Below are 22,630 nucleotides of genomic sequence, written 5' to 3'. Positions count from 1 at the left end.
TGCGCATTTCCGCATGTGCGGTTTGACGGCATCTTCGTTTCGAACCAGACCGGTGAGCAGCGTTCGATGCGGCAGTACATGGTGCGACTCGCTCAAGCCGTGGCGATCGTTGCACAACAGAACGCTGGAACAAAGAATAATTGCCGGCAGCGCTCCATAGCAGCGCAGACGCAGTGCAGTTGCGTTAACGGGGATCCGGTCGAGAACCCCTCACCCTCAACGCACTTGATTTACGCCGTCATCGGAAGCCCGGCAGACGAATGTCTGCCGGGCTTTTTCTTTGCCGTCGGCGGTTATCGAGTCGACCGATGTCTTATCGACCTTCGGCGTTCGAAAATTCTTAGGAAATTCGACGGAGGCGCACGCCGAGACGATGAAGCCCGAAGCGATCCAGTGCGAAACCCTCTATCTCTGGACGAACGACAACCCGGTACACGATGTGCCGGCCGCCGAGGCCGCGTGCGCGCGAACGCCCAAGGGGCAATTGTTCGTAATGAAGGCTCAGGCGGCGCATTGGCCGCAGTACGAAGCGCCGGAAGAGTTCAACGACGTGATGCTCAAGTTCCTGTCGACGGGACGCTGCTGAGCGATGACGGACATGAGAGGAGACAACATGGCTGTCGCTATCGAAAACGAAAAGAAGCTTGTCACCCCGAGTTGCGAAACGTTGGTGCAGCGCGCCCGCGACATGCAACCGCGCCTGCGTGCGTTGGCGCAAAGCGTCGAAGAGAACCGCGCGGTGCCGCAGGAGACCGTCGACGCGTTTCGCGCCGGTGGTTTTTTCAAAATTTTGCAGCCGCCTCGCTGGGGTGGCTACGGAATGAGCCCGGAGGTGCTGTATCGCGTCGTGATGGAGCTGTCGCGCGCCTGCCCGTCGAGCGGATGGATCATGGCGATTCTCGGGATCCATCAGTGGGAATTCGGAAAACTGGACCCGCGTGCATGTGATGAGGTATGGCGCGACGATCCCGAGATTCTGGTCAGTTCGTCCTACGCGCCATTGGGAAAAGCTCGCAAGGTCGACGGCGGCTGGATGCTCTCGGGTCGGTGGCCGACATCGAGCGGTTGCGATTTCGCCGACTGGGGTGCATTTCTCGGCGCGCGCGTGTTTGACGATCAGGGCAATTTTCTCGATCTGAAATCGTTTCTCGTCAAACACGAGGACTACGTGTTGATAGACGACTGGCATGTGGTCGGACTGGCCGGCACGGCGAGTAAGAGTCTGTTGATCGAAGGGGAGGCATTCATCCCCGACTATCGCGCGCACAGCATGGTCGACTACCGGGTCATCGATGCCGACACCTGCTATCAGATGCCCTTTATTCAGACGTTCAATAACGTCATCTCGGCGGCCATCATCGGGATGGCGCAGGGCATGGTGGATCTGTTCGTCGAACACACGATTCCCACGATGCTGAAGAATGCCCTGGACGCCTGCCGCGTGGCGGGCGCGAGCTTCGCCTATTTCGATAACACCTACATGTATCCGCAGGATGCGCGGCTACTGACGGAGGAAGCGCCCTTCGCCCCGGTGGGCCGCAAGGGTAAGGTACGCGCGGCGATGGCCACGATGGTGCTCGAAGAAATGGCGCGCGGCGAGATTCCGGTGCTCATTGGCCGGGCCCCCGAGTTCTATGGTCCCGGTAAGACGCAGAGCTTCACGAATGCGCTGATCATCGAAAAACTCCAGGCCGGCAAGAAGCCTCGCGTGCCCGTGCGCGACGATACGCTGCGCACGCTGATCTGGACTCCCGACGCGAGCCGGGCCCTGGCGACCTTGGGAAATACTCCCGATGCCTTTGGCCAAACCTGGCATCTGCCATGCAGCGACGATCGGCCGACCTACAAGGAACTCGTCGTGATGGCCAGTCAGGTCTTCGGGCGCGACCCCCGTTATTCGGTTATCAGCAAGTGCGCTTTGACCGCTGCCGGGCTGTTCTCGAAGCAGGTGCGCGAGATCAGGGAATTGCTGCCCCGCTACGAGCAGGACAACCTTTTTGATTCCACGAAGTTCAAGCGTCGATTTAGCGGGTTCGAAGTGACGACCTATCGAGAGGGGTTGGAGCTGATTCGTAAGAAGTGACAATCAATCCGCAATCCGCAATCCGCAATACCCGGGGTACACCCCGGAACATCGTTGGCCATATCTTTTCGGCAGATTCCGGCATATCGTGTCATGAGTGTTGGCTCATCGACAGGAGCGCAAAGATGCGTGATCTTCCCCCGACGGCGACGCTGCGTACTTTTGAAGTCGCGACTCGCCACGCCACGTTTACCTCCGCCGCCGCGGAGCTGTTCATTACGCAAAGCGCGGTCAGCCATCAGTTGAAGAACCTGGAGGAAATCTGGGGGCTGCAACTTTTCGAGCGCGGTAAAACGCTCAGGCTCACGCCCGCGGGCGCCGCGCTCGCCCCCCTCGTGCGCGAGTTCTTCAGCAAGCTGGAAGCAACGCTTGCGGACCTTCGCGAGCAAAACGGGCGAGTGCGCCTGCGCGTCAATACCACCTATTCCTTTGCACTGAAATGGCTGCTGCCGCGCCTGCCCGGTCTGGCGCGCCTGCACCCCGAGATTCTCGTGACGCTGGAGAGCTCGGACGAAGCCATCAACTTCGCCAGCACGGATTCCGATGTGGCGATCCGCTTCGGCCACGGCAATTACCCCGCGTTGCACACCGAGTTCATGTTCCGGGAGCAGCTTTTTCCGGTGGCCAGCCCCGCATTGTTAAGGCGCTTCGGGGCGCCGTCCGAACCGGCCGAACTGTTGCGTTACCCGCTTCTGACACGCGACGGCGCCGACCTCGTGCCGAAATGGGACGTATGGTTCGAGCGGGTAGGCATCCATACGGACGTATTGCACGAAAGTGTACGTTTCGCGGACACGAATATGACGATCGAGGCCGCGCTACTGGGGCACGGCGTCGCCCTGGCGCGCAGCGGCCATGTGGAAAAGGAGATCGCTGAGCGCAGTCTGATCCGGCTCTTTGACATCCCGTTTCCATCCCCGGCCGCCTACTACTTCGTTTGCCCGCGAGGCATCGAGACGCAGCCGCACATCGTGAAATTCCGAAGCTGGCTATTGGCGCAATCGCAGCAGGCGCAGCTCAGGTACGCTCAGGCATGAGTCGTTGCTCATGCCGGGATGACGACACTTCACTTTTCATCCGCAAAGGTGCTGTCTAGTATCGGCACATGCCCGGATACGTCATTTTCCTCACCCTGTTCGCCGCGCTGCTGCATGCCGGCTGGAATACGTTGCTGCGCGGGGGCGCCGACCGGTTGTGGTCCATGACCATCATGTGCCTGACGATCGCCGTCACCTGCGCGGGCGTCGCACTGTTTTTGCCGGTGCCCGCCCGCGCCAGTTGGCCTTACGCGTTGCTCTCCGCGTTGCTGCATGTCGGCTACAACCTGTGCCTGGTGCGCAGCTATCGGTCCGGGGATCTCGGGCAAACCTATCCGATCGCGCGTGGTTCGTCGCCGCTGATGGTGACATGCGCGGCGGCCGTCTTCGCCGGAGAGAAAATCGGATTCAGTACCGCCGGCGGCATTGCGCTGGTTTCAGGCGGGATTTTGATGCTCGCCCTGAAAGGCGGAAAGGTGGCGATGTCGGGGCTGCGATATACCCTGGCCACCGGCGCCTTTATCGCGGCTTACAGCGTGGTGGACGGCATGGGCGTGCGCATGTCCGGCAACGCGCTCGCCTATATTGTATGGATGAGCGCGTTGTGGGGCGCATTGATGCCGGCGCTCTATGTCGTGCTGCGTGGTGGCAGGACGCTGCTGCGTTGGCGTGCCGGTGTATGGCACGCGGCGGCCGGCGGGCTGATATCGCTGCTCGCCTACGGCATCGTCATCTATGCCATGACAGCGGCGCCCATGGGCGCCGTTTCGGCGCTCAGAGAGACCAGCGTGCTCTTCGCCGCGGTGCTGGGCTATTGCTTTCTGGGCGAAACGCTGACGCCGAGGAAGATGCTGGCGTGCGCGGTGATTGCCCTCGGCACGCTGATGATCGGTTGATCAAATCTGGGGAATGCCAATGTCTGAGCACGCCGCCGTTGCGCTCATTGGGCCGGGTGCCATCGGCACCACGATTGCCGCCGCACTCCATGAAGTCGGCCGCACGCCCGTGCTTTGCGGTCGCACCGCACACCCGCGATTGCGATTGCGTCACGACGGCGGTGAAATCGTGGTGCCCGGTCCTGTATTGACCGACCCCGCAACGATTCATCGCCCGTTCGATCTGGTGTTCATCGCGGTGAAAACCACGCAGGTAGCCGACTGCGCCGATTGGCTGGCAGCGCTTTGCAATGACAACACGCTGGTGTGCGCGCTGCAAAACGGTGTCGAGCAGGAGGCCCGGCTCGCGCCCTATGCCAACGGCGCAACGGTGCTACCGTCGGTCGTGTGGTTTCCCGCGCAGCGCGAGCCGGATGCTTCGGTGTGGCTGCGTGCCTCGCCCCGCCTCACCCTGCCCGATCTGCCCCAGGCAAGACGGGTAGCGCAGGCGCTCGACGGCACACGCTGTGCGGTGGAACTGTCCCCGGATTTTGTCTCCGTCGCATGGCGAAAACTCCTGCAGAACGCCGTTGCCGGGCTGATGGTCCTTGCCAATCGCCGTGCCGGAATGTTCTCGCGCAGCGATGTGGCTGCGCTGGCCCTGGCTTATCTGGGCGAGTGCCTGAGCGTGGCGCGCGCAAACGGGGCGTCGCTGGGCGATGATGTTTCGCAGCAGATCGTCGACGGCCTGCAGCGTGCTCCGGCCGATTTGGGCACGTCGATCCTTGCCGACCGACAAGCGAACCGCCCGATGGAGTGGGACATCCGCAACGGCGTGATACAGCGCTATGGCCGCCTTCGGGGTATTCCCACGCCGATTAGCGACGTACTCGTGCCGCTGCTGGCCGCAGGCAGCGAGGGGCCGGGCTGAGGCCAGGAGACGGGGTACGGAGCACGCAGTACGGGGGGGCGAGCCAACTCGCTCGACGCTACCACGCGGAGTCAAATTTCACCTTGACTTTCATTTAACCATTAAGTTAAATGAAGCCATGCCACCCACCACCGACACCCTCTCGACGATATTCGCGGCACTGGCCGACCCTACGCGGCGCGCCATTCTGGCGCGGCTGGCGCAGGGGGAGGCGCCAGTGGGGGAATTGGCACGCCCGTTCGCCATGTCCGGCGCCGCGATTTCTAAGCACCTTCGGGTTCTGGCGGCGGCGGGGTTGATCGAGCGGCAAGTGAGCGCGCGCTGGCGCATATGTCATCTGCGCGCCGAAGGCTTGCATGATGCCCACGCGTGGCTCGAGGCGTACCGCCGGCATTGGGAAGGCAATCTCGACCGGCTCGTGGAATTCGTCGAACGCACGCATGCCGCGGGCGCCGAGGCGCGTGGCAAGACAAACGATCGAGGGACAGGATCATGAATCGAGCAGCGACGTTTCAACTGGAGTTGAGCCGCTTCATTCGCGCGCCGCGCGAGAAAGTCTTCGACGCGTTCACGGACGAGACGGCTCTGGCCGCGTGGCATTGTCCGCGCGGCTTGAGCGTGGTGGAGGCAAGCGCGGACGCTCGCGTCGGCGGACGGTACCGCGTGGTGATGGGCACGCGCGACGGCGAGCGGCATGCCGCGACCGGCGAATACCAGAAGCTCGAGCGCGCGGACTTCCTCGCCTACACCTGGTCGTGGGAGACGGGCGAAATGCCGGCACGGATCACGACGTTGATCGAAGTCACGTTGACCGACGAAAACCAGGGCACGCGACTGCACATGCTGCACACGGGGTTCCCCGACGAGCGCACGCGCGACTCGCACATGGGGGGGTGGCAGTCCGTGTTCAATCGCCTGAACGACTATCTGGACCCGCGGGCAAGCGCGGGCACGGTAACGGTCTACGGCGACGCGCGCAGCACGTATGTGCGCACGGTGCGCATGGCGCTGGAGGAAAAGGGCGTTGCTTACACGCTCGCGGAAATGGCGCCTCACACGCCGGAGTTGCTGGCGCACCAGCCGTTCGGCCGCGTGCCGGCATTCACCGACGGTCCGCTCGAGTTCTACGAAACCCACGGCATCGTGACATACATCGACGGCGCTTTCGATGGTCCGAGCCTGACGCCGAAGGGCGGAGCGAGCGCACCGGCGCGCGTGGCGCAATGGATCAGTCTGATCAACTGCCACGCCTACGACGCGATGGTGCGCCGCTACGTCATGCCATACCTTTTCCCGAAAGGCGGCGACGGCGGACCCGAGCGCGCGGTGATCGAGGCCGCGCTGCCGGAGATCGATGCGCAACTGGCGGCCTTCGACAAGGCCTATGGCGACCGGGACTACCTGGTGGAGAACGACGTCACGATGGCTGATCTTTTCCTGGCGCCAATTCTCGCCTACGTCGGTATGTTTCCCGAGGGCGCCGCGTTGCTGAAGAAATATCCGAACGTGCAACGCGGGCACCGGGTGATGGCCGAGCGCAAGAGCTTCATCGCGACGCGCTAGGCAGCGATCGCTTATTCGTTGTATTGCACCGCCAGCGACGAATTGACCTGAACGCTCCTGTCGGCCTCCGCCACCAGCGTGCCCAGATGGGCAACATAGGGAGACGGCTGGCCGTTCAGGGGCCGGTCGAGCCCGAGTCGCTGGGAGGCGACGATCGCATTGCGGTAGAGCTCGGCTGCCTTGGCATAGCGTCCGGCGCTTTCGCGATAGCCTTGCCCCAGCGCGCCGTTACCCACGACAAGGTTGTATGAGGCAGCCGCCATCTTTACGTGAATGACATCCACATACGTCCGCACGTCGCGCTCGGCCTGCTCGCCGAAATACTTTCGCGCGGCAGCGGCGAAGGCGTCGCGCGTGCTCGGGTTTTCCGGGCTGGTATACATTTTGAGTTCGCACAAGTAGGCCTTGTGCAGGAACTTTCCGGCGCTGGCATTCTGCGCCCGGTCCAGCGTATCGAAATAGGCTTTTGAGAACGGCACGGTTGTCCGCACGCTGTCGTAGACGCCGAGGTAGCTGAGCTTGAGGCAGTCGGTCTCGTTGTAGGTTCGTGCGGTCTCCCGGCTCCACCACACCTGAGTGAGGTGCGGGATGGCCTTCTGATATTGGCCGGTGCTGTACAGCAGCCAGGCAATTTCCTCGTTGTAGGCCTGACAGGCCAGGTTGTTGTTCTCGCGACTCGTGCCGCGCAGCGCAGCCCGGAAAGAGCTCTTGCCCAAGCGTTCGGTCGGCACGCATTCATCGTCGAACCGCTGGCGAAGCAGGGCGAGGGCGCGTTCGGGCTGGCTCTTCTCCAGAGGGATGACGTCGGATCGGACCCACTTTTCGGCGTCCAGTCCGCGCGAGTACGGCGACGCACAGCCGCCGATCGCAAGAACCACGAGGCCGATCGCGCCGGCGTGCATCAGGCGGATTCGGCGAGTCATTGCGACACCTTCCACGGATCGGTCTCTGCCGCGCCGGCGGCCGAGCGCCGCGCCTGTGCCTCGATCTGCGAGCGCAGCGCGGCATCGCGCGAACGCTGCATTTCTTCCGCTTCGGCGGCGCGGCTCATGGAGTCCAGCGTTTGTCCGACCGTGCCGAGCACGGCCATGGCCGCGCCCAGCGTCGAGGCATTGCCGGACGCCGCCGGCGCCGCGACGACCGGTGCGGTCTGATAGACGGGCGCGGGGGTGTAAGCCGGTGCCGGCATGACTTGCGGAGCGGCCATGGGAGCCGCGGTCGCCGGCTGCGAATTGCCTTGCGTGAGCGCGTTACCGTTCGGCCGGTTCTGCCAGATCGCCGCCTGTCGGCGTTTGGCTTCTTCCTCCTTCTGCCGCTTCTGCGCTTCGATCTCCTGGCGGCGGCGCTCGTCGTCTCGTCGTTTGGCGAAGGGGTCGGTGTACGGCCAGCATTGGTACTGCTCGTTGACGGCAACGACCTGAGTCTCGATCTGTACGGTTTCGCCGGGTTTGACGAATACGTTCCGGCTGTTGCCGAAGCCGCCGTTCGCGTTGCCCCACGACACGTCGCAGTGCTGCACCTGGCTGCCGTTGTTCTGCAGGAAGATCACGGCATTGAAGGCGCTGGCGCCGCGCTTCCACATGCGCATCTCGGCATCGGCCGCACTGCTCGCGCACAGGGCAATCCCGGCGACGGCGGCAGCGGCGGCGACGCGCGGGTGGCTCAATCTCGGGGGCATGATCTGGCTTTCTCCTCGCTCGTTCATGAGGGCGAGTGTTTCTCCTGGGGAAACAAGCGATCAATACTTCAAATCTGCCATTGACGGCGGCCGGGGCTCACAGGCCGGACAGCAGGCGTATGAGCTCGGGCTGGCGGGTGCAGCCGGTCTTGCGCAGGGCCGAGCCAAGCTGCTTGCGCAGGGTGTGGGCGCTGACGCCGACGACTTCGGCGCAGTCGTCGATGGTGAGGCCCGCCACGAGATAGTGGCAAAGGCGCGCCTCGGCCGCGCTCAGGCGAAACAGTTCGGCGAAGGCGGCGATGTCGGGCAGGTCGAAGATGTCCCGGCGTTCGATGCGCACGCCGACGCTTACGCCCAGGCCCAGATTGAGTCCCGCGTCGGTGCGGCGCAGCCCGAGCCGCCATGCGCGACCCCAGCCGTCGGGAAGGACCATGCGGCACGGTTGCCCGGTAACGGCCGTCTCGCGAAGCTTTGCGAGCAGCCGTGCCTGCCAGGCGGGAACGCGGTGCGTGAGCTGCCTGCGGTCGATGACGAGTTGGTGATCGCCGCCGAGCAGCGCTTGCGTGCCGGGCGCCGCGATGATCACGCGGGCGTCGCCCGCTGCGACCAGATACCCTTCCCGGGATGGATCGAGGACTTGTCCGAGGACGTCCATGCGCTCTCGCGTGGCCGAGCGCCGTGCGAGGAAGGCTCGTCTCATCAGGCGGCCGTAGTCGGCTACGGCCGCCGCATGGGTGAAGCTGGACGTGGCGGGCGTGATGCGCTGGACGCTGAGCGCGGCGAGTTCGTCGTCGTTGGCGAGGATGATCCCGGTGATTTGACCGATGTGGTTCGGCGCCATGAAATCCGCCCAGAACAAGCGGTCGTTCGTGGTCTCGTGGCGCTCGCGCACGGACGACTCGAACCAGGACCCGGCGCCCGCCTCCCAATGCCGGCGTCGCGAGTCGTCGTACTGATGATAGTGCTCGGTGTAATCCCGGCTGGCCTTGTCGTCGTGGCCGATCTGCTCGAATGCGCGCAGCGTGCGGGTGTCCTTGTCGGTCGAGACGTAGGCGGCGGCGTCCGCCCCGAAGAAGTCGCGCGCCGTGCGGATGACGTCGTTCCAGCTCGCTTCGCCCGCGCCGAAGGCGAGGGCGGCGTCGCGAGCACGGCGCAGACTGTGTCGGGAGAGCGGGCGGCTTGACACGTTCGGTCCTCTGAAGGGCACTCACCTCAATACTAGCTCGGATGCGGGATCGGACGCGCGATCGGATGCGGGATCGCACGCGCGATCGGACCCGTGATAAACGGCCAGTCCTCAATGTTGCGCCGGCCGCCGACGCGAATTTTACCAAGCCCGAACGGACGCGGGCGGCCGCCGAGGCGGCGCCGACACGGTAGGTGAGCTCCGTATTGACAGCCCGCGCGAGGATCCTTCAGCCATTCGCGAGGGAGGCGTTACGCCGGCTTTCGATGCTCAGAACCTCGTCAACACGCCCACCCGGGCGACGAGCTGGGTGGGGCCGCCGGACGTGCCGTTCGGCTCGACGATGCCGCTCACCAGGGCTTGTGCGCTGGCGTTCGTGCGTTGATACACCACTTCCGTATAAGCCTTCGTGCGTTTGGACAAGAAGTAATTGAGGATGGCGGAAATCTGGTGGGCGTGGTTGTTGTCCAGATAGCCGTTGCCTTTCATGTACATGTAATCCACGCCAGCCTGCATCTGCGGGTCCCACTGGTAGGTCACGCCGACCTGTCCCTGTGCGACGGCCGCTCCGTTGGCGGTGTTGCGGACCGTTGTCACCAGGGCATTGAGGCCCACCGAGCCGAGATCGTAGCGCCGAAGCGAAGTCCCCTGAGCGACGGCGATAGATACTTGACCGAATTCGTCACCGTCTGCCCCGACATGCGGTCCCAGTCGAACTGGCTGGCATACGGCGGGTTGTAAGGCAGCGCGAGCTTCTGGAACGGGCCGGCCCGAAAGTTGTACAGGCCGCCCACGGCCAGTGCGGCGTCGGTTCGCCCGAAGAAGAGCGCGTCGATCATGAAGTCGTACTGATTTCCGAGCCTGAGCGATCCATACCGCTCGTTGTTCATGCCGATCCACGCATTGCGGCCGAATAGCCCTTTGGTGGGCGGCTGTACGGCGCCAGTCCCCACCGAAAACTGATTCACGAGATCGAAGCTGAGGTGCGTGCCGCCACCCAGGTCCTCATCACCGCGGATACCGAACATGTTGGGCGACTGGATGCCGCATGGCGCAGCTCACCGACGCCATGGTCGCCCTTGGCGAAGCCTGCGCCGCGAGACACCGCGCCGGGAGCAAGGCAATGGCGAGCGCGGCGACGCCCGGAGACGGCCGGCGAAAACGCAAGGCGCCGCAGACGTTGTCCTGACGCAGACCGACCGGCCTGATCGCGCTGCAAAAGCGAGGCGCAGGACCGGGCCGGACCTACCCGATCGTTTCAACACGCGCAACACCGGCAAGATCCCGCCAGCCCCCGTGCGTCGGGGCTTTGCGGGGTGCTGAGCAAACTCCATGCCGTTGGACTAGAGTGAAAAACAGTGGCGAGTCGATACGCACGAGTCCAACCAGAAAGCGAGGAGAGACGCTCAAATGCGGTTATTGCTATTGCTGCCGTTCATCGGCCTGTTGTGGGTCCCTTTCTACAACCGGGAGTTGCCGTCGCTGTGGGGTTTTCCGTTCTTCTACTGGTATCAGTTTGCCTGGGTGCCGCTCACGTCGCTGATCATCTGGATCGTGTTTCGCGACGGTCTGAGGAAGGGAGAGGAATAAATGGCCGCCTCCGCGATCAACTGGACCGCGTTGTCGGTCTTCGTGTTTTTCTTTGTCCTCGTGACCGTGATGGGTTTCTGGGCCTCGCGCTGGATGGCGGGTGGCGGACCCAAGGGCGCCAATCTCAATGAATGGGGGCTGGGCGGGCGCAACTTCGGCACGTGGATTACCTGGTTTCTCGTCGGCGGCGACTTTTACACCGCGTACACCGTGATTGCCGTGCCGGCACTGGTCTACGCGGTTGGCGCCTACGGATTCTTCGCGCTGCCCTACACGATTCTCGTCTACCCGATCGTCTTCCTGATCATGCCGAAGCTGTGGCACGCGGCGCACAAAGCGGGGCACGTCACCGCGGCGGACGTCGTGTACGGGCGCTATCAGTCGCGTCCGCTGGAATTCGCCGTGGCACTCACCGGCGTCGTGGCGACGATGCCCTACATCGCGCTGCAACTGATCGGGATGGAGGTCGTCATCAAGGCGCTTGGCCTGGCGGGCGAGATCCCGCTGCTCGCGGCATTCGTCATCCTGGCGCTGTACACGTACACCGCCGGGCTGCGTGCGCCGGCGCTGATCGCGTTCGTCAAGGATCTGATGATCTACATCGTCGTGCTCGTCGCGGTGATCGTGGTGCCGGCCAAGCTGGGCGGTTACGGCGTCGTGTTCGATACGGCGCGCGATGTCTTCGCGAAGAAGGGCGGCGCGACGGGGCTGACGCTCCAACCTGCGCAATTCCTGCCCTTTGCGACGTTGGCGATCGGCTCCGCGCTTGCCGCGTTCATGTATCCCCACACGCTGACGGGCGTGTTCGCTGCGAAGAACGCCAATACGATTCGCAAGAACGCGGTGTTCCTGCCGGCCTACACGGTGCTGCTCGGGCTGATCGCGCTGCTCGGCTTCATGGCATACGCCGCGGGCGTGAAAGTGCAGACGAACAACGACGTTGTCCCGGCACTGTTCAACGGCTTGTTCCCGAGCTGGTTCGCGGGCTTTGCGTTTGCCGCCATCGCGATCGGCGCGCTGGTGCCGGCGGCGGTGATGTCCATTGGCGCATCGAACCTGTTCACGCGCAACTTCTGGAAGCCTTACGTCAACCCCGACATCTCGCATGAAGGAGAGGCGAAGGTCGCCAAGATCGTCTCGCTCGTCGTGAAGTTCGGTGCACTGGTGTTCATCCTGTTTCTGCCGACGCAATTCGCGCTGGATCTGCAATTGCTTGGCGGCGTGTGGATCCTGCAGACGTTCCCGGCGCTCGTCTTCGGCGTGTTCGTGAGCTGGTTCGGTGCGCGCGCGCTGTTGTGCGGATGGGCGGTCGGCATCGTGTGCGGAAGCTGGCTCGCGTTCGTGGATGGCATCAAGCCGGTACACACGTTCACGCTCGGTGGCGACAAGGTTTCCCTCTACACCGGTCTCATTGCGCTGGCGGCAAACATCGTCGTTGCCGTAGCGGCGAATGTCGTGCTGGGCAAGGGCTCCCACCCGGCCTTGCGCGAAGCCTGACGGAAGTAGGAGCGCAGGCGGCGAATGGCATGAGTCCGTATGCAGCCTGGCGAAGTCCGAATGGCTGAATGGGCTGAATGCGGCTGAACGCGGCTGAACGCGGCCGAACGCAGCTTACGGCGCGACCGATACGCCGGAGATACGGTGGCGCTGCAGCGCCTGTGCGACGTAGCCCGACGTTTTCATTTCGTCGACGAACGTCGCGAGATACTTCGCCGCCGCTTCGCCGCGCCCGATCGGCAAGCCCATCGCCTGCCGGATCACCATGAAGCGTTCGCCGAGCAGTCGATAGCCGGGCGTGCCCTGAATGTCCGCCTCAAGCTGCTGCTTCACGCCGGCGGCCACTTCGTAGTCGCCGTCGAGGAACGTTCTCACGACGGCGGGCGACGTTGGTGCGCGCACGATTTCCGCGTGTTGCAGCTCGCGGGTCAGGAACAGGTCGTATGCGCTGCCCTTGCCGACGACCACCCGTGTGCCGCTGCGGTCCACGTCCGCGTTCGTCTGCACCGGCGAGCACTTCGGCACGAGGTAATAGCCTTCGATGAGCAGGTACGGTTCGGTGAACGCGATGGCAGTGGCGCGGCGCGGATCGACCGCGAAGAACCCCACGTCCGCGTCGCCGGCGGAGACGGTCTCCACGGCTCGGGCGGCGGTGTCGACGACGATCGGTTCGAGCGCGACGCCAAGACGCTGCGCCAGCGCGGCGGCCAGATCCACCGAGATGCCGATCGGTCGCGATTGCGCGTCGCGTCCGGCGAGCACCGGGTTGCCGAGATTGATGCACGCGCGCAGTACGCCGGTTGGCGCGAATGCGGCAATGAGCGAGGCGTCTTGTGTCATGGCTGTCGTCGAAGTGGATGAGGCGAAGTCGGGGGGAAATGGGTGCGAAGCATGGGCGGCACCGTCGCCATCATACCGGGCGCGCGACGGGCGTCCGGTGATGTCGACAGCCGGTCAGGGCGGGACCCAGGCCGGATCGAGGCCGGATCAACCCACCGATTCGATGGTGATCTCCGGGCGTGCCACGAAACCGGCGAGCGCCGCATCCTCGCGCCGCGCGTCGGTGACAAGCGTCCACATGCGCTCGAGCGGCGTCCAGTGCTGCTGGCTCGCCCGGTCGAGTTTGTTCGCCGTGACCAGAACGTAGACGCTCGCCGACTGGCGGATGATGCACTCCTTGAGCCAGGCCTGTTCGGCCGACGCTTCGCACAGTCCGCGGCCGGCGACTACGCCGTCCGCGCCGAGAAAGGCCTTGTCGACGGACACCCGCGAGAGCGCCAGCTGCGCGAGCGGGCCGAGCACGCTCATGCTCGACGGGCGCACGTCGCCGCCGATGAGCGTGACGGGCACCTTGTTTGCCGCGAGCGCGCCCACGGCCAGCAGGTTGTTCGTGATGACATGCACGGCTTCGCGTCCGGCGAGGAACTGCGCCATGGCTTCGGTCGTGGTGCCGCCGTCGAGAAAGATGGTGTCGCCGTCGTCCACGTGCGCCACGGCGGCGCGCGCGATGGCGTCCTTCTGTTCACGAAAGCTCCCGCGGCGCAATTCGAGCGACTCTTCGGGTTCGTGCATGCGCACCGGTGCGGCGGCGCCGCCATACGTGCGCACGATGCGACGCTCGTCGGCCAATGCGCGCAGGTCGCGGCGCACGGTGGCTTCCGACATGCCGAAGTGGGCGCACAGCGCGGCAACGTCGGTCATGCCCGTCAGAACGGCTTTGTAGATCGCCTCGCGGCGGTTGGCAACTTTCATGAAGACAGGACGGATGCGGTAGCGGTCATTGCGGTCGTAGCGTGACAGGAGACGGCCGGCCGCCGCGATGGCCGCGCCGCGCGCATAGTGTAGCCCGAGGCGAGCGCCGATCGCGCGATGCCGGCCGCCCCGAGCGCGCCGTGCGGCGATGATCGCGTGACGTCCCGAAAATGACCGATTCAATCATTTTTGCGTGGTGCCGCCTCTGGAAAACCGGGGGCAGAGCGGGGAACACCGAGGATAAACCCCGATTCACAAAATTTGCACAAATTTCTGGCAACGATTAGACTTCGGTTTGCTCGAATCGATCAAAATAATGATTGATTTGTCAAAATTAATCAGTCGGGAGACAACAATGGCTCAAATTCGAATCAAGCGCGCCATCGAGCGTGTGCCGGGCGGGATGATGATTGTCCCGCTGCTGATCGGCTCGCTCATTGCCACGTTCATGCCGGGCATGCCGAAGTTCTTCGGCTCGTTTACCAACGCACTCTTCACCGGCGCGTTGCCGATTCTGGCGGTGTTCTACGTCTGCATGGGCGCGAGCATCGATGTGAAGGCCACGCCGTATCTGGTCAAGAAGGGCGGCGCGCTGTTCGCAGCCAAGGTCGGCGCGGCCATTGTCGTCGGCGTGGTGCTCGGGCACTTCCTTGGCGAGGCGCCGGTCTCGTCCGGCCTGTTCGCGGGCATCTCCACGCTGGCCGTCGTCGCGGCAATGAACGACACCAATGGCGGCTTGTACATGGCGCTGATGGGGCAGTACGGCCGCTCGGAAGATGTGGGCGCCTACACGATCATGTCCCTCGAGTCCGGTCCGTTCCTGACGATGGTGACGCTGGGTGTGGCGGGCTTGTCCGCTTTCCCGTGGCCGACGCTGGTGGGCAGTATCCTGCCGCTCGCTGTGGGCATGCTGCTCGGCAACCTCGATCGCGAGATGCGCGATTTCCTGGGCCGCGCCGTGCCGGTGATGATTCCGTTCTTCGCGCTCGCGCTGGGCGCCGGTCTCGATCTGCACAAGGTCTGGCAGGCCGGGCTGCTGGGCATCCTGCTCGGCTTCGCGGTGGTCGTGGTGACGGGCATTCCGCTGTATATCGTCGACCGTCTTACGGGCGGCACGGGCGTGGCCGGCACTGCGGCGGCGAACACGGCGGGCAATGCCGCTGCCGTACCCGCGCTCATCGCGGCGGCCAATCCGGTCTACGAAGAGGCCGCCAAGAGCGCCACGCTGCTGGTGGCCGCCTGCGTGGTCGTGACGGCCATCGTCTCGCCGATCCTGACGGCGGCCGTCGCCAGGCGTGTCGCCGCCCGCGGCCTCGCGGCCAAGGGAGCGGTGCAGTGAGCATGCTGATTGTCGCCGACGATCTGTCGGGCGCCGCCGACTGCGCGATCGGATTCACCAATGCCGGCCGCCGCAGCGTGGTGTCGCTCGACGTCGACGGCTTCAGTGCGGCCGCCCAGGTGGTGGCGATCGATACGGATACGCGTCGCCTGAAGCCTGCCGAAGCGGCGTTGCGCGCAGTCGCCGCGTGGCAGCGGCTGGCCGCGCCGGGGCGTCGGCTCTACAAGAAGATCGACTCGACCTTGCGCGGCAACTGGGTCGCGGAAGTGGCGGCGCTGCAGCCGCTCGCGGGACTGGCAATTGTCGCGCCTGCATTTCCGGCGACCGGACGCACGGTGGAAAACGGCGAAGTGTTTGTGCGCGGTGTGCCGCTCGCACGAACGGACACGTGGCGCCTGGAGCACGAAGGCCAGGAAGCGCGTCTCGCACCGATGCTCGCCGCTGCCGGCTTGCGCACGCGCACGGTGTCCGTAAATCGCTTGCGCGGCGATGCCGACGCCGTGATCGAATCGTTCGCCGCGATTGTTTCACAGGCGCGCGAGCAAGGCGTGACGGCCTTGATCGTCGACGCGCAGACGCACGACGATCTGGCCATGCTGGCGCGCGCGAGCGCGACGCTGACGGACGTCTTCTGGGTAGGTTCGGGCGGCCTCGCGCGGGAACTGGCCGCGCTGCCGGTTCTGTTCGGCCCGGCTCACCATGCGGACCACGCGAACCAGGCAGACCGCGCACATCACGACGACACGGAGGCCGCCCCGTCTCCCGCGCCTAGCGGCGCGCGTGTGCTCACGCTGGTCGGCAGCCTCTCGGAGGTGGCGCAACAGCAGTGCGCGCGACTGTGCGCCGAGAACGCGGTGGTCGAGTGGATTGTGCCGCCCGCGGTGTTGCGCGCAGGAGCCGCTCACCCCGACGCCGCACGCTGGTGCGAGCGCATCGGCGAGGCGATCGACGCGGGAACGGACCTGCTTGTGCGAATCGGCCGGGACGACGCCTTCGATCCTGCAGAAGGCGCGCAACTGTCCGCGGCGCTCGCAGCGCTGATCGCGCCGCACTTCGCACGCCTGTCGGGCCTTGTCGTCACCGGCGGCGAGACGGCGCGCGCCATGCTGAGCGCGGCCGGGATCGGTGCGCTGGAACTGCTCTCGGAGGTCGAGCCGGGCGTGGCAGTGGGGCGGCCGGCCGACGGCTCGCCCGTGCATATCGTCACGAAGGCCGGCGCCTTCGGCGGTGAAGCCGCGCTGCACAGCGCCTATCGCCATTTGCGCGCGGGCATGGCCGGCGGGTGAGCGCCGCGTATCGCGTGCGGCCGGCGGCCTGAAGCGACAACAGAACACCATGGCCTGGAGAACGCTCCGGGCAGCCCCAACGGAACGAATATCAACGGATACGCCATGAATCAATACCTCCCTGTCATTGGCATCACGATGGGTGACGCGGCCGGCGTCGGCCCGGAAATCATCGTCAAGAGCCTGGCGCACGACAGCGTGTACGCGCAATGCCGTCCGGTCGTCATCGGCGACGCGCGCCGTCTCGAACGGGCGATCGCGATCGTCAAGGGCGCGCTCACGGTGCGTCGCATCGAGAAGATCGCCGACGCGACCTTCACGCCTGGCGTGATCGAGTGCATCGACCTGAACCTCATTCCGGAAGATCTGCCATTCGGCGAACTCTCGGCCGTGGCGGGCGACGCGGCGTATCAATACATCGCGGTCGCGGCAAAGCTGGCCGAGGCGGGCGAGATCGACGCGATCTGCACCGCACCGCTGAACAAGGAAGCCCTGCATGCGGGCGGCCACAAATTCCCCGGGCACACGGAAATGCTCGCGCACCTGACCGGTGTGGACGAAGTGTCGATGATGCTGGTCGCGCCGCAACTGCGCGTGATTCACGTGACGACCCATATCGGCATCATCGACGCGATCCGCAAGATCGAGCCAGGCCTGGTGCAGCGCACGATCGAGCGCGGTCATGCCACGCTCGTGAAGGCCGGCATCGCCAAGCCGCGCATCGCCGTTTGCGGCATCAACCCGCACGCTGGCGAAAACGGCCTGTTCGGCTACGGGGAAGAGGAAGAGAAGATCGTGCCGGCGGTAGAGCGATTGCGCGAGCGCGGCTGGGACATCGAGGGGCCGCTGCCTGCCGACACGCTGTTCTTCCGTGCCGGGCGCGGCGACTTCGATCTGGTCGTCGCCATGTATCACGATCAGGGCCATGGCCCGGTCAAGGTGCTGGGCCTCGAAGCGGGCGTGAACGTCACCGTCGGCCTGCAGGTCGTGCGCACGTCGGTCGATCATGGCACGGCGTTCGACATCGCCGGCAAGGGCATCGCCGACGAAGGCAGCATGCTCGAAGCGCTGCGCCAGGGCGCCGAGCTCGCAACGCGTCGCGGCTGAGAAGCGCCGGCCGCGCCAGCCACGCGAGAAAACGGCGCTGCCGACGCTCACCCAAGCGCCTCCGGGGTATCCCGCGAGGCGCTTTTCGTTTTCGTGAGGCGGCGAACACCGGCGTCGCACGGTCGCTCTTTTCGCCCCTCTGGGGATGTTCGGGACTCCATGGCGCAAAACGCTAAACTGTGCGCCCGAAAATCCGATTCACGCATCTGCGGATGCGCCCGGGGCGAGATGAAACCGAAGCGACATGAAACCGAAGCGAAAATGACTCGAAACCTGTCCACGAGAGCGCTGCTGTGCGTGTGTCTCGGCGCCGCGAGCGCCTGCGTCGCCGGCCCTGCCGCAGCCCAGTCTTACTTGCAGAGCGGGGAGCTCAACAGCATTCGGCAGTCTAACCAGAGCGCAGGGGACGGCGCGCCGGGCATTGCGCTCACGCCGCCGGCGCCTCGCCAAGAACGCCCGACTGGCGTTGGCGCACAATTCGGCCAGGGCATGGCGCAGGGTGAGCGCGACATGCTTCGTCAGCGCGAGATGTCCGCCGCCAGCAGCATGCAGATGCGCGAGCTGGCCGATCCGCAGCGCTCGCCGCCGGGACGTTTTCCCGGCGAGCCGGCCCATGCACAGGGCTCGATTTCGTTCGACGGACAGGGCGCCACCGCGTGTCGCAAGGACCCGGTGTCCGGCCAGGTGCAATGCGGGGCGCTCGGGCGCTAAGCGTGCGCCCCGCTCCGCGTCAATCGCGCCGCAGCGCCGCTGCCTGACGCTTTCCACAGCGTCCAGGGGCGCTCGATGACGCGGACAGGAGGGACAGGAGGGACAGGAGGGACAGGAGGGGCAGGAGGGGCAGGAGGGGCGTTTTCGCATTTTCGCGTTTTCGCCGTGCCGTTCCGGGCGCGCCCGTGACTCCGGCATCGCGTTACAAAAAATAGTGTGCGGATTTGCCCTTTGATATCCGTCATGTCATTGAGGTCTGCAATGGATGACAGACACAGGCGTTCATGGGTATCGGGGGCACACAATGTTCGCGCACGTGCGTTACGGGGAAGTCCGGGGAACTCCGGGCGACGGGGATGCTGACGCGGGGATGAGTACGGCACACGGCGTGCGCGGCAGCGCAGCAAAGGCGTGCGGGGCGTCGGAAGCCACGGAAGCACCGGATGGGTCGGAAGCACCGGATGGGTCGGAACCACCGGATGGGTCGGAACCACCGGATGGGACGGAACCATCAGATGTCGACGGGGCGGCGCTGGAGATTGCGGCCACGCAGGCGCTGCGCGAATGCCTGGCGTCGAACTACGACAGGCTGCTGCGCCGGCTGTCGCGGCGCATCGGTTGCGCCGACACGGCCAGCGACAGCCTGCACGAGGCGTGGGTGCGGCTCGGCAGCGCCACGTTGCCCGATGCCGTACACAGCGCCGAGACGTATGTGTTCCGGATGGCGTACAACCTTGCCGTCGATCAGATGCGCGGTCGTCGCATGTGGGCGTCGATCGCCGACGAGAACGAAGTGTTCGATGCGCTGCCCGATCGCGGCCCGGGGCCGGAGGCGGTCGCCGGCGCCCGGTCGGAGCTGGCCGCGCTGGCCCGGGCGCTGGAGGACATGTCGGGGTACCACCGGCGCGTGCTGATGGAGTTGCGCGTCGAGGATCTGACCCGCGAGGAGGTCGCCGCGCGTCACGGCCTGTCGGTGCGCAAGGTGGACACGCTGCTGCGCCAGACACTCGACTACTGCGCCACGCGCACCGGGCGCACCGCCAGCGGCGGGATCAGCGAGTCGCGCCGTCCCGTCAGGCGCGGCATGGCCACAAGCGCTCCGAAGGCGGCGACGGCGCCGACGGCGCCTTCTGCCGCGCGCCGCCAACCGCCTGGCTCGCACGCCGACGCGTGACGAGCGGCAATGCCGCCGCACGAGGAAGTCCATGTCCGCGGCGGCCCGACGACTGCCAACGTGCCTGCCTGCGTGGCGACGCGCACGCGCACGCCCGTCGCCTCGCGGCGGCAAGCCCCTGACGTATAGACGGGCGCGCCCCGCAAGAATGTCGTTTGTCACTGAAAAGTCACAATATTCAACGACATTTCAGGCGAGACAGCGGCTCGACGCCCACCCGGTACCCCGACGATCGTTCCCTCGAGATGACAGGCAATCCGCCATCGGCCCGCGCGCTCGTGCTGGCAGGCCTCGTGTGCGGCTTGAGCCTGGCGGGCGCTCCCGGGATCGTCCGCGCACAGGCGCAGACGACTGCCACGCAGGCCGCGGCGGGCGCCGGCGACCGACGCTTCACGTTCGATATCCCCGCGCAACCCCTCGACATGGCACTGGAATTGTTCTCCACCGTTTCCGGACGCTCGGCGCTGTTCAGCAGCGCGCTCGTTGCCGGGCGCACGGCCTCACCCGTCTCCGGCCAGTACACGGCGCTCGAGGCGTTGCGTCGTCTGGTGGACGGCACCGGTCTCGCGGTGGAGACGGCCAGTACCTCAGGCGTGTCGACGTTCGTGCTGGTGCCCGCGGCGCGGGACGCTCCGCGCACGCCGTCCGACGAGCCCGACTCCGCCGTGCGGTTCGCCGACTACGATGCGCTCGTGCAAACGGAGGTCTGGCAGGCGATCTGCGCCGACACGCGCACGTCGGCGACGCGCTATCGCGCGCTGCTTCGCTTTCGTGTCGCGCCGGACGGCCGGGTGGTCGACGTCCGTGTGCTCTCCGAGACGAGCGAGACGCCGATGGCCCGCACGCTCGTCGACACGCTCTCGCGCGTGCGTGTGTCGCAGCCGCCGCTGCCCGACATGCCGCAGCCGTTCGCCATGCTGATCCTGCCGGCCTCGCGGGGCGGCCCGGCGTGCCGCACCGGGGCCCGTGCGTCATGACGGAAGAAGTCCGGCTGGCCCTCATGGCCTATCTGTCCACCCGCTATCTGGATCTGAAGCGGCATCTCGTGCGCTCGCTGCGCAGCCCGGAGCTGGCCGAAGACGCGCTGCACGACACATGGCTGCGGCTGACGCGCCTCGAGGACCAGGCCACGGTCCTCAATCCGCACGGGTTCCTCTTGCGCATGGCGACCAACATCGCCATCAACCACCTGCGCAGCAACAGCCAGCAGGCGAGCGCGAGCGAAATCGACGAGATTCTCGAGATGCCGGACGCCTCGCCCGGGCCGGAGCAGACGACCGGCGCGCGAGCGGACATGGCCGCCCTCGTGCGCGCCATCGAGCGTCTGCCGCAGCGCCGACGCGACGTGCTGCTGCTCGTGCGCTGGGAGGGCCTGTCGCAAAAGGAGGTGGCTGCCCGCCTCGGGGTAACTGTCAGCGTCGTGGAGCACGAGCTGCGGCGCGCGCAGGACTTCTGCGCCGAGCAGATGGCCCGCCGCGAGGGGCCTGCGCGGGCGGGCGGGCGCGGGCTCGCAAAAAAAGTTGGCGGAAACGCGCCATGAAAGATGTCATCTCGATGAAGACAAAAAATATTTCGGCGCCGCATGCGCAAAATGTGCGACGTCATCGACTTGCCAGTGCAGACACCGCGCCATGACCACACCGCAGGCAACCCGTGAGCGGACCGATCACGACGACGTGCTTCGCCAGGAAGCACGGATCTGGCTCGCCCGTCTGAGCGGTGGCGACGTGCGGCAGGTCGACCTGCACGCATTTCGCCGCTGGCAGGGGACGAGCGCGGCGCACGCCGAGGCGTTCGACGACGCCAAACGGCAATGGCATGCGATGCGGCCGGCCATCGGCGAGTGGCTGCGTGCGGACCCGGAGGCTGCGGCGCGCCATCGTCGTCTGGCGAGTCGACCCCCGGCCGGCTCGCGCGCCGCCCGCGGCAATGGACTGGCCAGCCGGCGTGCGTTTCTCGGTGTGGGGCTGAGCGCAGCGGCGGTGGCGGGCGTGGCGGCGGTGTATCCGCCGCTGGGCCTGTGGCCGTCCGTGGGCACATGGTCCGCCGATTACCGTACCGCGACCGGCGAGCAGCGCGATATCGCGCTGGCGTCGGCTGCGGGGCGCGTCGACGTCATGCTCAACACGCAGACGAGCGTGCGCCGACACACGCGCGACGGGCGCACCAACGGCCTCGATCTACTTACCGGGGAAGTCGCCGTCGATCTGGCGTCCGCGCGCGAGCCCTTTGGCGTGAGCGCCGGGGTGGGGCGCAGTGTGGCGCGGGCAGGCCGCTTCGAAGTGCGCTATCTCGACGGCCGGGTGTGCGTGAGCTGCCTGGAGGGCACGGTGCGCGTCGTGCATCCGGCTGGGGAACGACGGCTCGCAGCGCGCGAGCAGACGGTCTATCGCGACGATGCGATCGGCGGCGTGACGGGCGTCGAACCGGCGGCCGTGTCGGCGTGGCGGCGCGGCGAACTGGTGTTTCGCCAGACGCCGCTGGCGAAGGTCATCGACGAGATCAACCGCTATCGTCCCGGGCGTGTCGTGCTGCTCGCCGAATCGCGCCGCGGCGAACCCGTGAGCGGACGTTTTTCCATCGCCATCCTGAACGAAGCGCTGCTGCAGATCGAGCGCTCGTTCGGCCTCACGTCACGCGCGTTGCCCGGCGGTGTGCTGATCCTGAGTTGAAGTCCCTGCGCCCGCGTCTGGCGCGGGGCGCAGCGGAATTGCGTTCGAGCGGCATCGAAAAAGTTGGGGGATTTCGTGCAGTGCGCGTGTCTTTAGGAGGACGCATCCACCACAGGCTGAATTCCAGATGAACACACGCGGGCACCAGG

At 65.8% G+C, this 22,630-nt stretch carries 24 protein-coding genes and 2 pseudogenes; 19 read left to right on the top strand and 7 right to left on the bottom strand.

What is annotated here, in order from left to right; genetic code table 11:
- Nucleotides 1–373 precede the first annotated feature (373 nt).
- The 8 genes and pseudogenes from PNO31109_RS14920 to PNO31109_RS14890 all read left to right on the top strand — a co-directional run bounded on the left by PNO31109_RS14920 (nucleotide 374) and on the right by PNO31109_RS14890 (nucleotide 6,489).
- On the top strand, nucleotides 374–586 hold the full coding sequence (locus tag PNO31109_RS14920; RefSeq protein WP_150556253.1) for an alpha/beta fold hydrolase: 213 nt from the start codon (nucleotides 374–376) through the stop codon (nucleotides 584–586).
- Between the two features lie 3 nt (nucleotides 587–589).
- Nucleotides 590–886 (top strand): annotated as a pseudogene (locus tag PNO31109_RS22315) (acyl-CoA dehydrogenase family protein); the annotation flags it as partial.
- 513 nt (nucleotides 887–1,399) lie between these two features.
- Nucleotides 1,400–2,083 (top strand): annotated as a pseudogene (locus tag PNO31109_RS22200) (NAD-dependent epimerase/dehydratase family protein); the annotation flags it as partial.
- Nucleotides 2,080–3,120: a transcriptional regulator GcvA gene (gcvA, locus tag PNO31109_RS14910; RefSeq protein WP_244958181.1), complete on the top strand. Its 1,041-nt coding sequence runs from the start codon at nucleotides 2,080–2,082 to the stop codon at nucleotides 3,118–3,120. The pseudogene PNO31109_RS22200 and the gene gcvA, both read left to right, overlap by 4 nt.
- Before the next feature lie 68 nt (nucleotides 3,121–3,188).
- Entirely contained in the window at nucleotides 3,189–4,016 is an 828-nt protein-coding gene (locus PNO31109_RS14905; RefSeq protein ID WP_150556251.1) for an EamA family transporter, read from the top strand.
- Between the two features lie 13 nt (nucleotides 4,017–4,029).
- The gene (locus PNO31109_RS14900; protein ID WP_206111316.1) at nucleotides 4,030–4,926 is read left to right on the top strand and encodes an oxidoreductase; all 897 of its coding nucleotides are present in this window, start codon (nucleotides 4,030–4,032) and stop codon (nucleotides 4,924–4,926) included.
- Between the two features lie 118 nt (nucleotides 4,927–5,044).
- Complete coding sequence (locus PNO31109_RS14895; protein ID WP_150556249.1) at nucleotides 5,045–5,422, top strand: ArsR/SmtB family transcription factor; 378 nt, start codon at nucleotides 5,045–5,047, stop codon at nucleotides 5,420–5,422.
- On the top strand, nucleotides 5,419–6,489 hold the full coding sequence (locus PNO31109_RS14890) for an SRPBCC domain-containing protein (protein ID WP_150556248.1): 1,071 nt from the start codon (nucleotides 5,419–5,421) through the stop codon (nucleotides 6,487–6,489). Before PNO31109_RS14895 ends, PNO31109_RS14890 begins: the two co-directional genes overlap by 4 nt.
- A gap of 11 nt (nucleotides 6,490–6,500) precedes the next feature.
- On the opposite strand, the gene PNO31109_RS14885 is transcribed toward PNO31109_RS14890, so the two are convergent.
- From PNO31109_RS14885 to PNO31109_RS14865, 5 genes are all read right to left on the bottom strand, one after another.
- Nucleotides 6,501–7,412 carry a hypothetical protein gene (locus PNO31109_RS14885; protein ID WP_150556247.1) on the bottom strand — a complete coding sequence of 304 codons (912 nt, stop codon included), beginning with the start codon at nucleotides 7,410–7,412 and terminating at the stop codon, nucleotides 6,501–6,503.
- Nucleotides 7,409–8,167, bottom strand: a complete 759-nt coding sequence (locus tag PNO31109_RS14880; protein WP_150556246.1) for a hypothetical protein — start codon at nucleotides 8,165–8,167, stop codon at nucleotides 7,409–7,411. The genes PNO31109_RS14885 and PNO31109_RS14880 overlap by 4 nt, the downstream gene beginning before the upstream one ends.
- 97 nt (nucleotides 8,168–8,264) lie before the next feature.
- Nucleotides 8,265–9,353, bottom strand: a complete 1,089-nt coding sequence (locus PNO31109_RS14875) for a helix-turn-helix transcriptional regulator (protein ID WP_150556245.1) — start codon at nucleotides 9,351–9,353, stop codon at nucleotides 8,265–8,267.
- 270 nt (nucleotides 9,354–9,623) lie between these two features.
- Nucleotides 9,624–9,950 (bottom strand): porin, encoded by a 327-nt coding sequence (locus PNO31109_RS21975; RefSeq protein ID WP_174966408.1) that lies wholly within the window; start codon nucleotides 9,948–9,950, stop codon nucleotides 9,624–9,626.
- A complete protein-coding gene (locus tag PNO31109_RS14865; protein WP_150556243.1) occupies nucleotides 9,947–10,381 on the bottom strand; it encodes a porin in 435 nt (144 codons plus the stop codon). Before PNO31109_RS14865 ends, PNO31109_RS21975 begins: the two co-directional genes overlap by 4 nt.
- Before the next feature lie 20 nt (nucleotides 10,382–10,401).
- Here PNO31109_RS14865 and PNO31109_RS21970 point away from each other — a divergent pair, with 20 nt between their 5' ends.
- From PNO31109_RS21970 to mctP, 3 genes are all read left to right on the top strand, one after another.
- On the top strand, nucleotides 10,402–10,542 hold the full coding sequence (locus PNO31109_RS21970) for a hypothetical protein (RefSeq protein ID WP_174966407.1): 141 nt from the start codon (nucleotides 10,402–10,404) through the stop codon (nucleotides 10,540–10,542).
- 221 nt (nucleotides 10,543–10,763) lie between these two features.
- Nucleotides 10,764–10,943: a DUF3311 domain-containing protein gene (locus PNO31109_RS14860; protein ID WP_150556242.1), complete on the top strand. Its 180-nt coding sequence runs from the start codon at nucleotides 10,764–10,766 to the stop codon at nucleotides 10,941–10,943.
- The gene (mctP, locus tag PNO31109_RS14855; protein WP_150556241.1) at nucleotides 10,944–12,440 is read left to right on the top strand and encodes a monocarboxylate uptake permease MctP; all 1,497 of its coding nucleotides are present in this window, start codon (nucleotides 10,944–10,946) and stop codon (nucleotides 12,438–12,440) included.
- A gap of 114 nt (nucleotides 12,441–12,554) precedes the next feature.
- Here mctP and PNO31109_RS14850 read toward each other — a convergent pair whose 3' ends face one another.
- Both PNO31109_RS14850 and PNO31109_RS14845 read right to left on the bottom strand, forming a co-directional pair.
- Nucleotides 12,555–13,280, bottom strand: coding sequence for an ABC transporter substrate-binding protein (locus PNO31109_RS14850; protein WP_150556240.1), 726 nt, complete (start codon nucleotides 13,278–13,280; stop codon nucleotides 12,555–12,557).
- Nucleotides 13,281–13,427: 147 nt separating this feature from the next.
- Nucleotides 13,428–14,192 carry a DeoR/GlpR family DNA-binding transcription regulator gene (locus tag PNO31109_RS14845; protein WP_150556239.1) on the bottom strand — a complete coding sequence of 255 codons (765 nt, stop codon included), beginning with the start codon at nucleotides 14,190–14,192 and terminating at the stop codon, nucleotides 13,428–13,430.
- A gap of 355 nt (nucleotides 14,193–14,547) precedes the next feature.
- On the opposite strand from PNO31109_RS14845, the gene PNO31109_RS14840 reads away from it, so the two are divergent.
- The 8 genes from PNO31109_RS14840 to PNO31109_RS14810 all read left to right on the top strand — a co-directional run bounded on the left by PNO31109_RS14840 (nucleotide 14,548) and on the right by PNO31109_RS14810 (nucleotide 22,481).
- Entirely contained in the window at nucleotides 14,548–15,531 is a 984-nt protein-coding gene (locus PNO31109_RS14840; RefSeq protein WP_150556238.1) for a 2-keto-3-deoxygluconate permease, read from the top strand.
- A complete protein-coding gene (locus PNO31109_RS22195) occupies nucleotides 15,528–16,817 on the top strand; it encodes a four-carbon acid sugar kinase family protein (RefSeq protein ID WP_244958180.1) in 1,290 nt (429 codons plus the stop codon). The genes PNO31109_RS14840 and PNO31109_RS22195 overlap by 4 nt, the downstream gene beginning before the upstream one ends.
- A gap of 105 nt (nucleotides 16,818–16,922) precedes the next feature.
- Entirely contained in the window at nucleotides 16,923–17,924 is a 1,002-nt protein-coding gene (gene pdxA / locus PNO31109_RS22190; protein ID WP_241013963.1) for a 4-hydroxythreonine-4-phosphate dehydrogenase PdxA, read from the top strand.
- A 261-nt stretch (nucleotides 17,925–18,185) separates the two neighbouring features.
- Nucleotides 18,186–18,635 carry a hypothetical protein gene (locus tag PNO31109_RS14830; protein ID WP_150556237.1) on the top strand — a complete coding sequence of 150 codons (450 nt, stop codon included), beginning with the start codon at nucleotides 18,186–18,188 and terminating at the stop codon, nucleotides 18,633–18,635.
- A 370-nt stretch (nucleotides 18,636–19,005) separates the two neighbouring features.
- Nucleotides 19,006–19,809, top strand: coding sequence for an RNA polymerase sigma factor (locus PNO31109_RS14825; protein WP_174966406.1), 804 nt, complete (start codon nucleotides 19,006–19,008; stop codon nucleotides 19,807–19,809).
- A gap of 245 nt (nucleotides 19,810–20,054) precedes the next feature.
- On the top strand, nucleotides 20,055–20,786 hold the full coding sequence (locus PNO31109_RS14820) for an STN domain-containing protein (RefSeq protein WP_150556235.1): 732 nt from the start codon (nucleotides 20,055–20,057) through the stop codon (nucleotides 20,784–20,786).
- On the top strand, nucleotides 20,783–21,349 hold the full coding sequence (locus PNO31109_RS14815; protein ID WP_150556234.1) for an RNA polymerase sigma factor: 567 nt from the start codon (nucleotides 20,783–20,785) through the stop codon (nucleotides 21,347–21,349). Before PNO31109_RS14820 ends, PNO31109_RS14815 begins: the two co-directional genes overlap by 4 nt.
- 91 nt (nucleotides 21,350–21,440) lie before the next feature.
- Nucleotides 21,441–22,481: a FecR family protein gene (locus PNO31109_RS14810; RefSeq protein WP_150556233.1), complete on the top strand. Its 1,041-nt coding sequence runs from the start codon at nucleotides 21,441–21,443 to the stop codon at nucleotides 22,479–22,481.
- The last annotated feature ends 149 nt before the right edge of the window (nucleotides 22,482–22,630 follow it).

This window comes from Pandoraea nosoerga (assembly GCF_902459585.1).
GTDB classification, from domain to species: domain Bacteria; phylum Pseudomonadota; class Gammaproteobacteria; order Burkholderiales; family Burkholderiaceae; genus Pandoraea; species Pandoraea nosoerga.
This window is presented reverse-complemented; position numbering and strand designations above follow the sequence as displayed.

What these genes read in the sequence shown, in the direction of transcription:
- pdxA (WP_241013963.1), top strand. Translation starts at nt 16,923, where the DNA reads ATGAATCAATACCTCCCTGTCATTGGCATCACGATGGGTGACGCGGCC.
- PNO31109_RS14830 (WP_150556237.1), top strand. Translation starts at nt 18,186, where the DNA reads ATGACTCGAAACCTGTCCACGAGAGCGCTGCTGTGCGTGTGTCTCGGC.
- PNO31109_RS14815 (WP_150556234.1), top strand. Translation starts at nt 20,783, where the DNA reads ATGACGGAAGAAGTCCGGCTGGCCCTCATGGCCTATCTGTCCACCCGC.
- PNO31109_RS14865 (WP_150556243.1), bottom strand. Translation starts at nt 10,381, where the DNA reads ATGTTCGGTATCCGCGGTGATGAGGACCTGGGTGGCGGCACGCACCTC.
- PNO31109_RS14920 (WP_150556253.1), top strand. Translation starts at nt 374, where the DNA reads ATGAAGCCCGAAGCGATCCAGTGCGAAACCCTCTATCTCTGGACGAAC.
- PNO31109_RS14840 (WP_150556238.1), top strand. Translation starts at nt 14,548, where the DNA reads ATGGCTCAAATTCGAATCAAGCGCGCCATCGAGCGTGTGCCGGGCGGG.
- PNO31109_RS14850 (WP_150556240.1), bottom strand. Translation starts at nt 13,280, where the DNA reads ATGACACAAGACGCCTCGCTCATTGCCGCATTCGCGCCAACCGGCGTA.
- PNO31109_RS14820 (WP_150556235.1), top strand. Translation starts at nt 20,055, where the DNA reads ATGACAGGCAATCCGCCATCGGCCCGCGCGCTCGTGCTGGCAGGCCTC.
- PNO31109_RS14860 (WP_150556242.1), top strand. Translation starts at nt 10,764, where the DNA reads ATGCGGTTATTGCTATTGCTGCCGTTCATCGGCCTGTTGTGGGTCCCT.
- PNO31109_RS14880 (WP_150556246.1), bottom strand. Translation starts at nt 8,167, where the DNA reads ATGCCCCCGAGATTGAGCCACCCGCGCGTCGCCGCCGCTGCCGCCGTC.
- PNO31109_RS14885 (WP_150556247.1), bottom strand. Translation starts at nt 7,412, where the DNA reads ATGACTCGCCGAATCCGCCTGATGCACGCCGGCGCGATCGGCCTCGTG.
- PNO31109_RS14825 (WP_174966406.1), top strand. Translation starts at nt 19,006, where the DNA reads ATGAGTACGGCACACGGCGTGCGCGGCAGCGCAGCAAAGGCGTGCGGG.
- PNO31109_RS14905 (WP_150556251.1), top strand. Translation starts at nt 3,189, where the DNA reads ATGCCCGGATACGTCATTTTCCTCACCCTGTTCGCCGCGCTGCTGCAT.
- PNO31109_RS21970 (WP_174966407.1), top strand. Translation starts at nt 10,402, where the DNA reads ATGGCGCAGCTCACCGACGCCATGGTCGCCCTTGGCGAAGCCTGCGCC.
- PNO31109_RS14895 (WP_150556249.1), top strand. Translation starts at nt 5,045, where the DNA reads ATGCCACCCACCACCGACACCCTCTCGACGATATTCGCGGCACTGGCC.
- mctP (WP_150556241.1), top strand. Translation starts at nt 10,944, where the DNA reads ATGGCCGCCTCCGCGATCAACTGGACCGCGTTGTCGGTCTTCGTGTTT.
- PNO31109_RS14845 (WP_150556239.1), bottom strand. Translation starts at nt 14,192, where the DNA reads ATGAAAGTTGCCAACCGCCGCGAGGCGATCTACAAAGCCGTTCTGACG.
- PNO31109_RS14900 (WP_206111316.1), top strand. Translation starts at nt 4,030, where the DNA reads ATGCCAATGTCTGAGCACGCCGCCGTTGCGCTCATTGGGCCGGGTGCC.
- PNO31109_RS14890 (WP_150556248.1), top strand. Translation starts at nt 5,419, where the DNA reads ATGAATCGAGCAGCGACGTTTCAACTGGAGTTGAGCCGCTTCATTCGC.
- PNO31109_RS14810 (WP_150556233.1), top strand. Translation starts at nt 21,441, where the DNA reads ATGACCACACCGCAGGCAACCCGTGAGCGGACCGATCACGACGACGTG.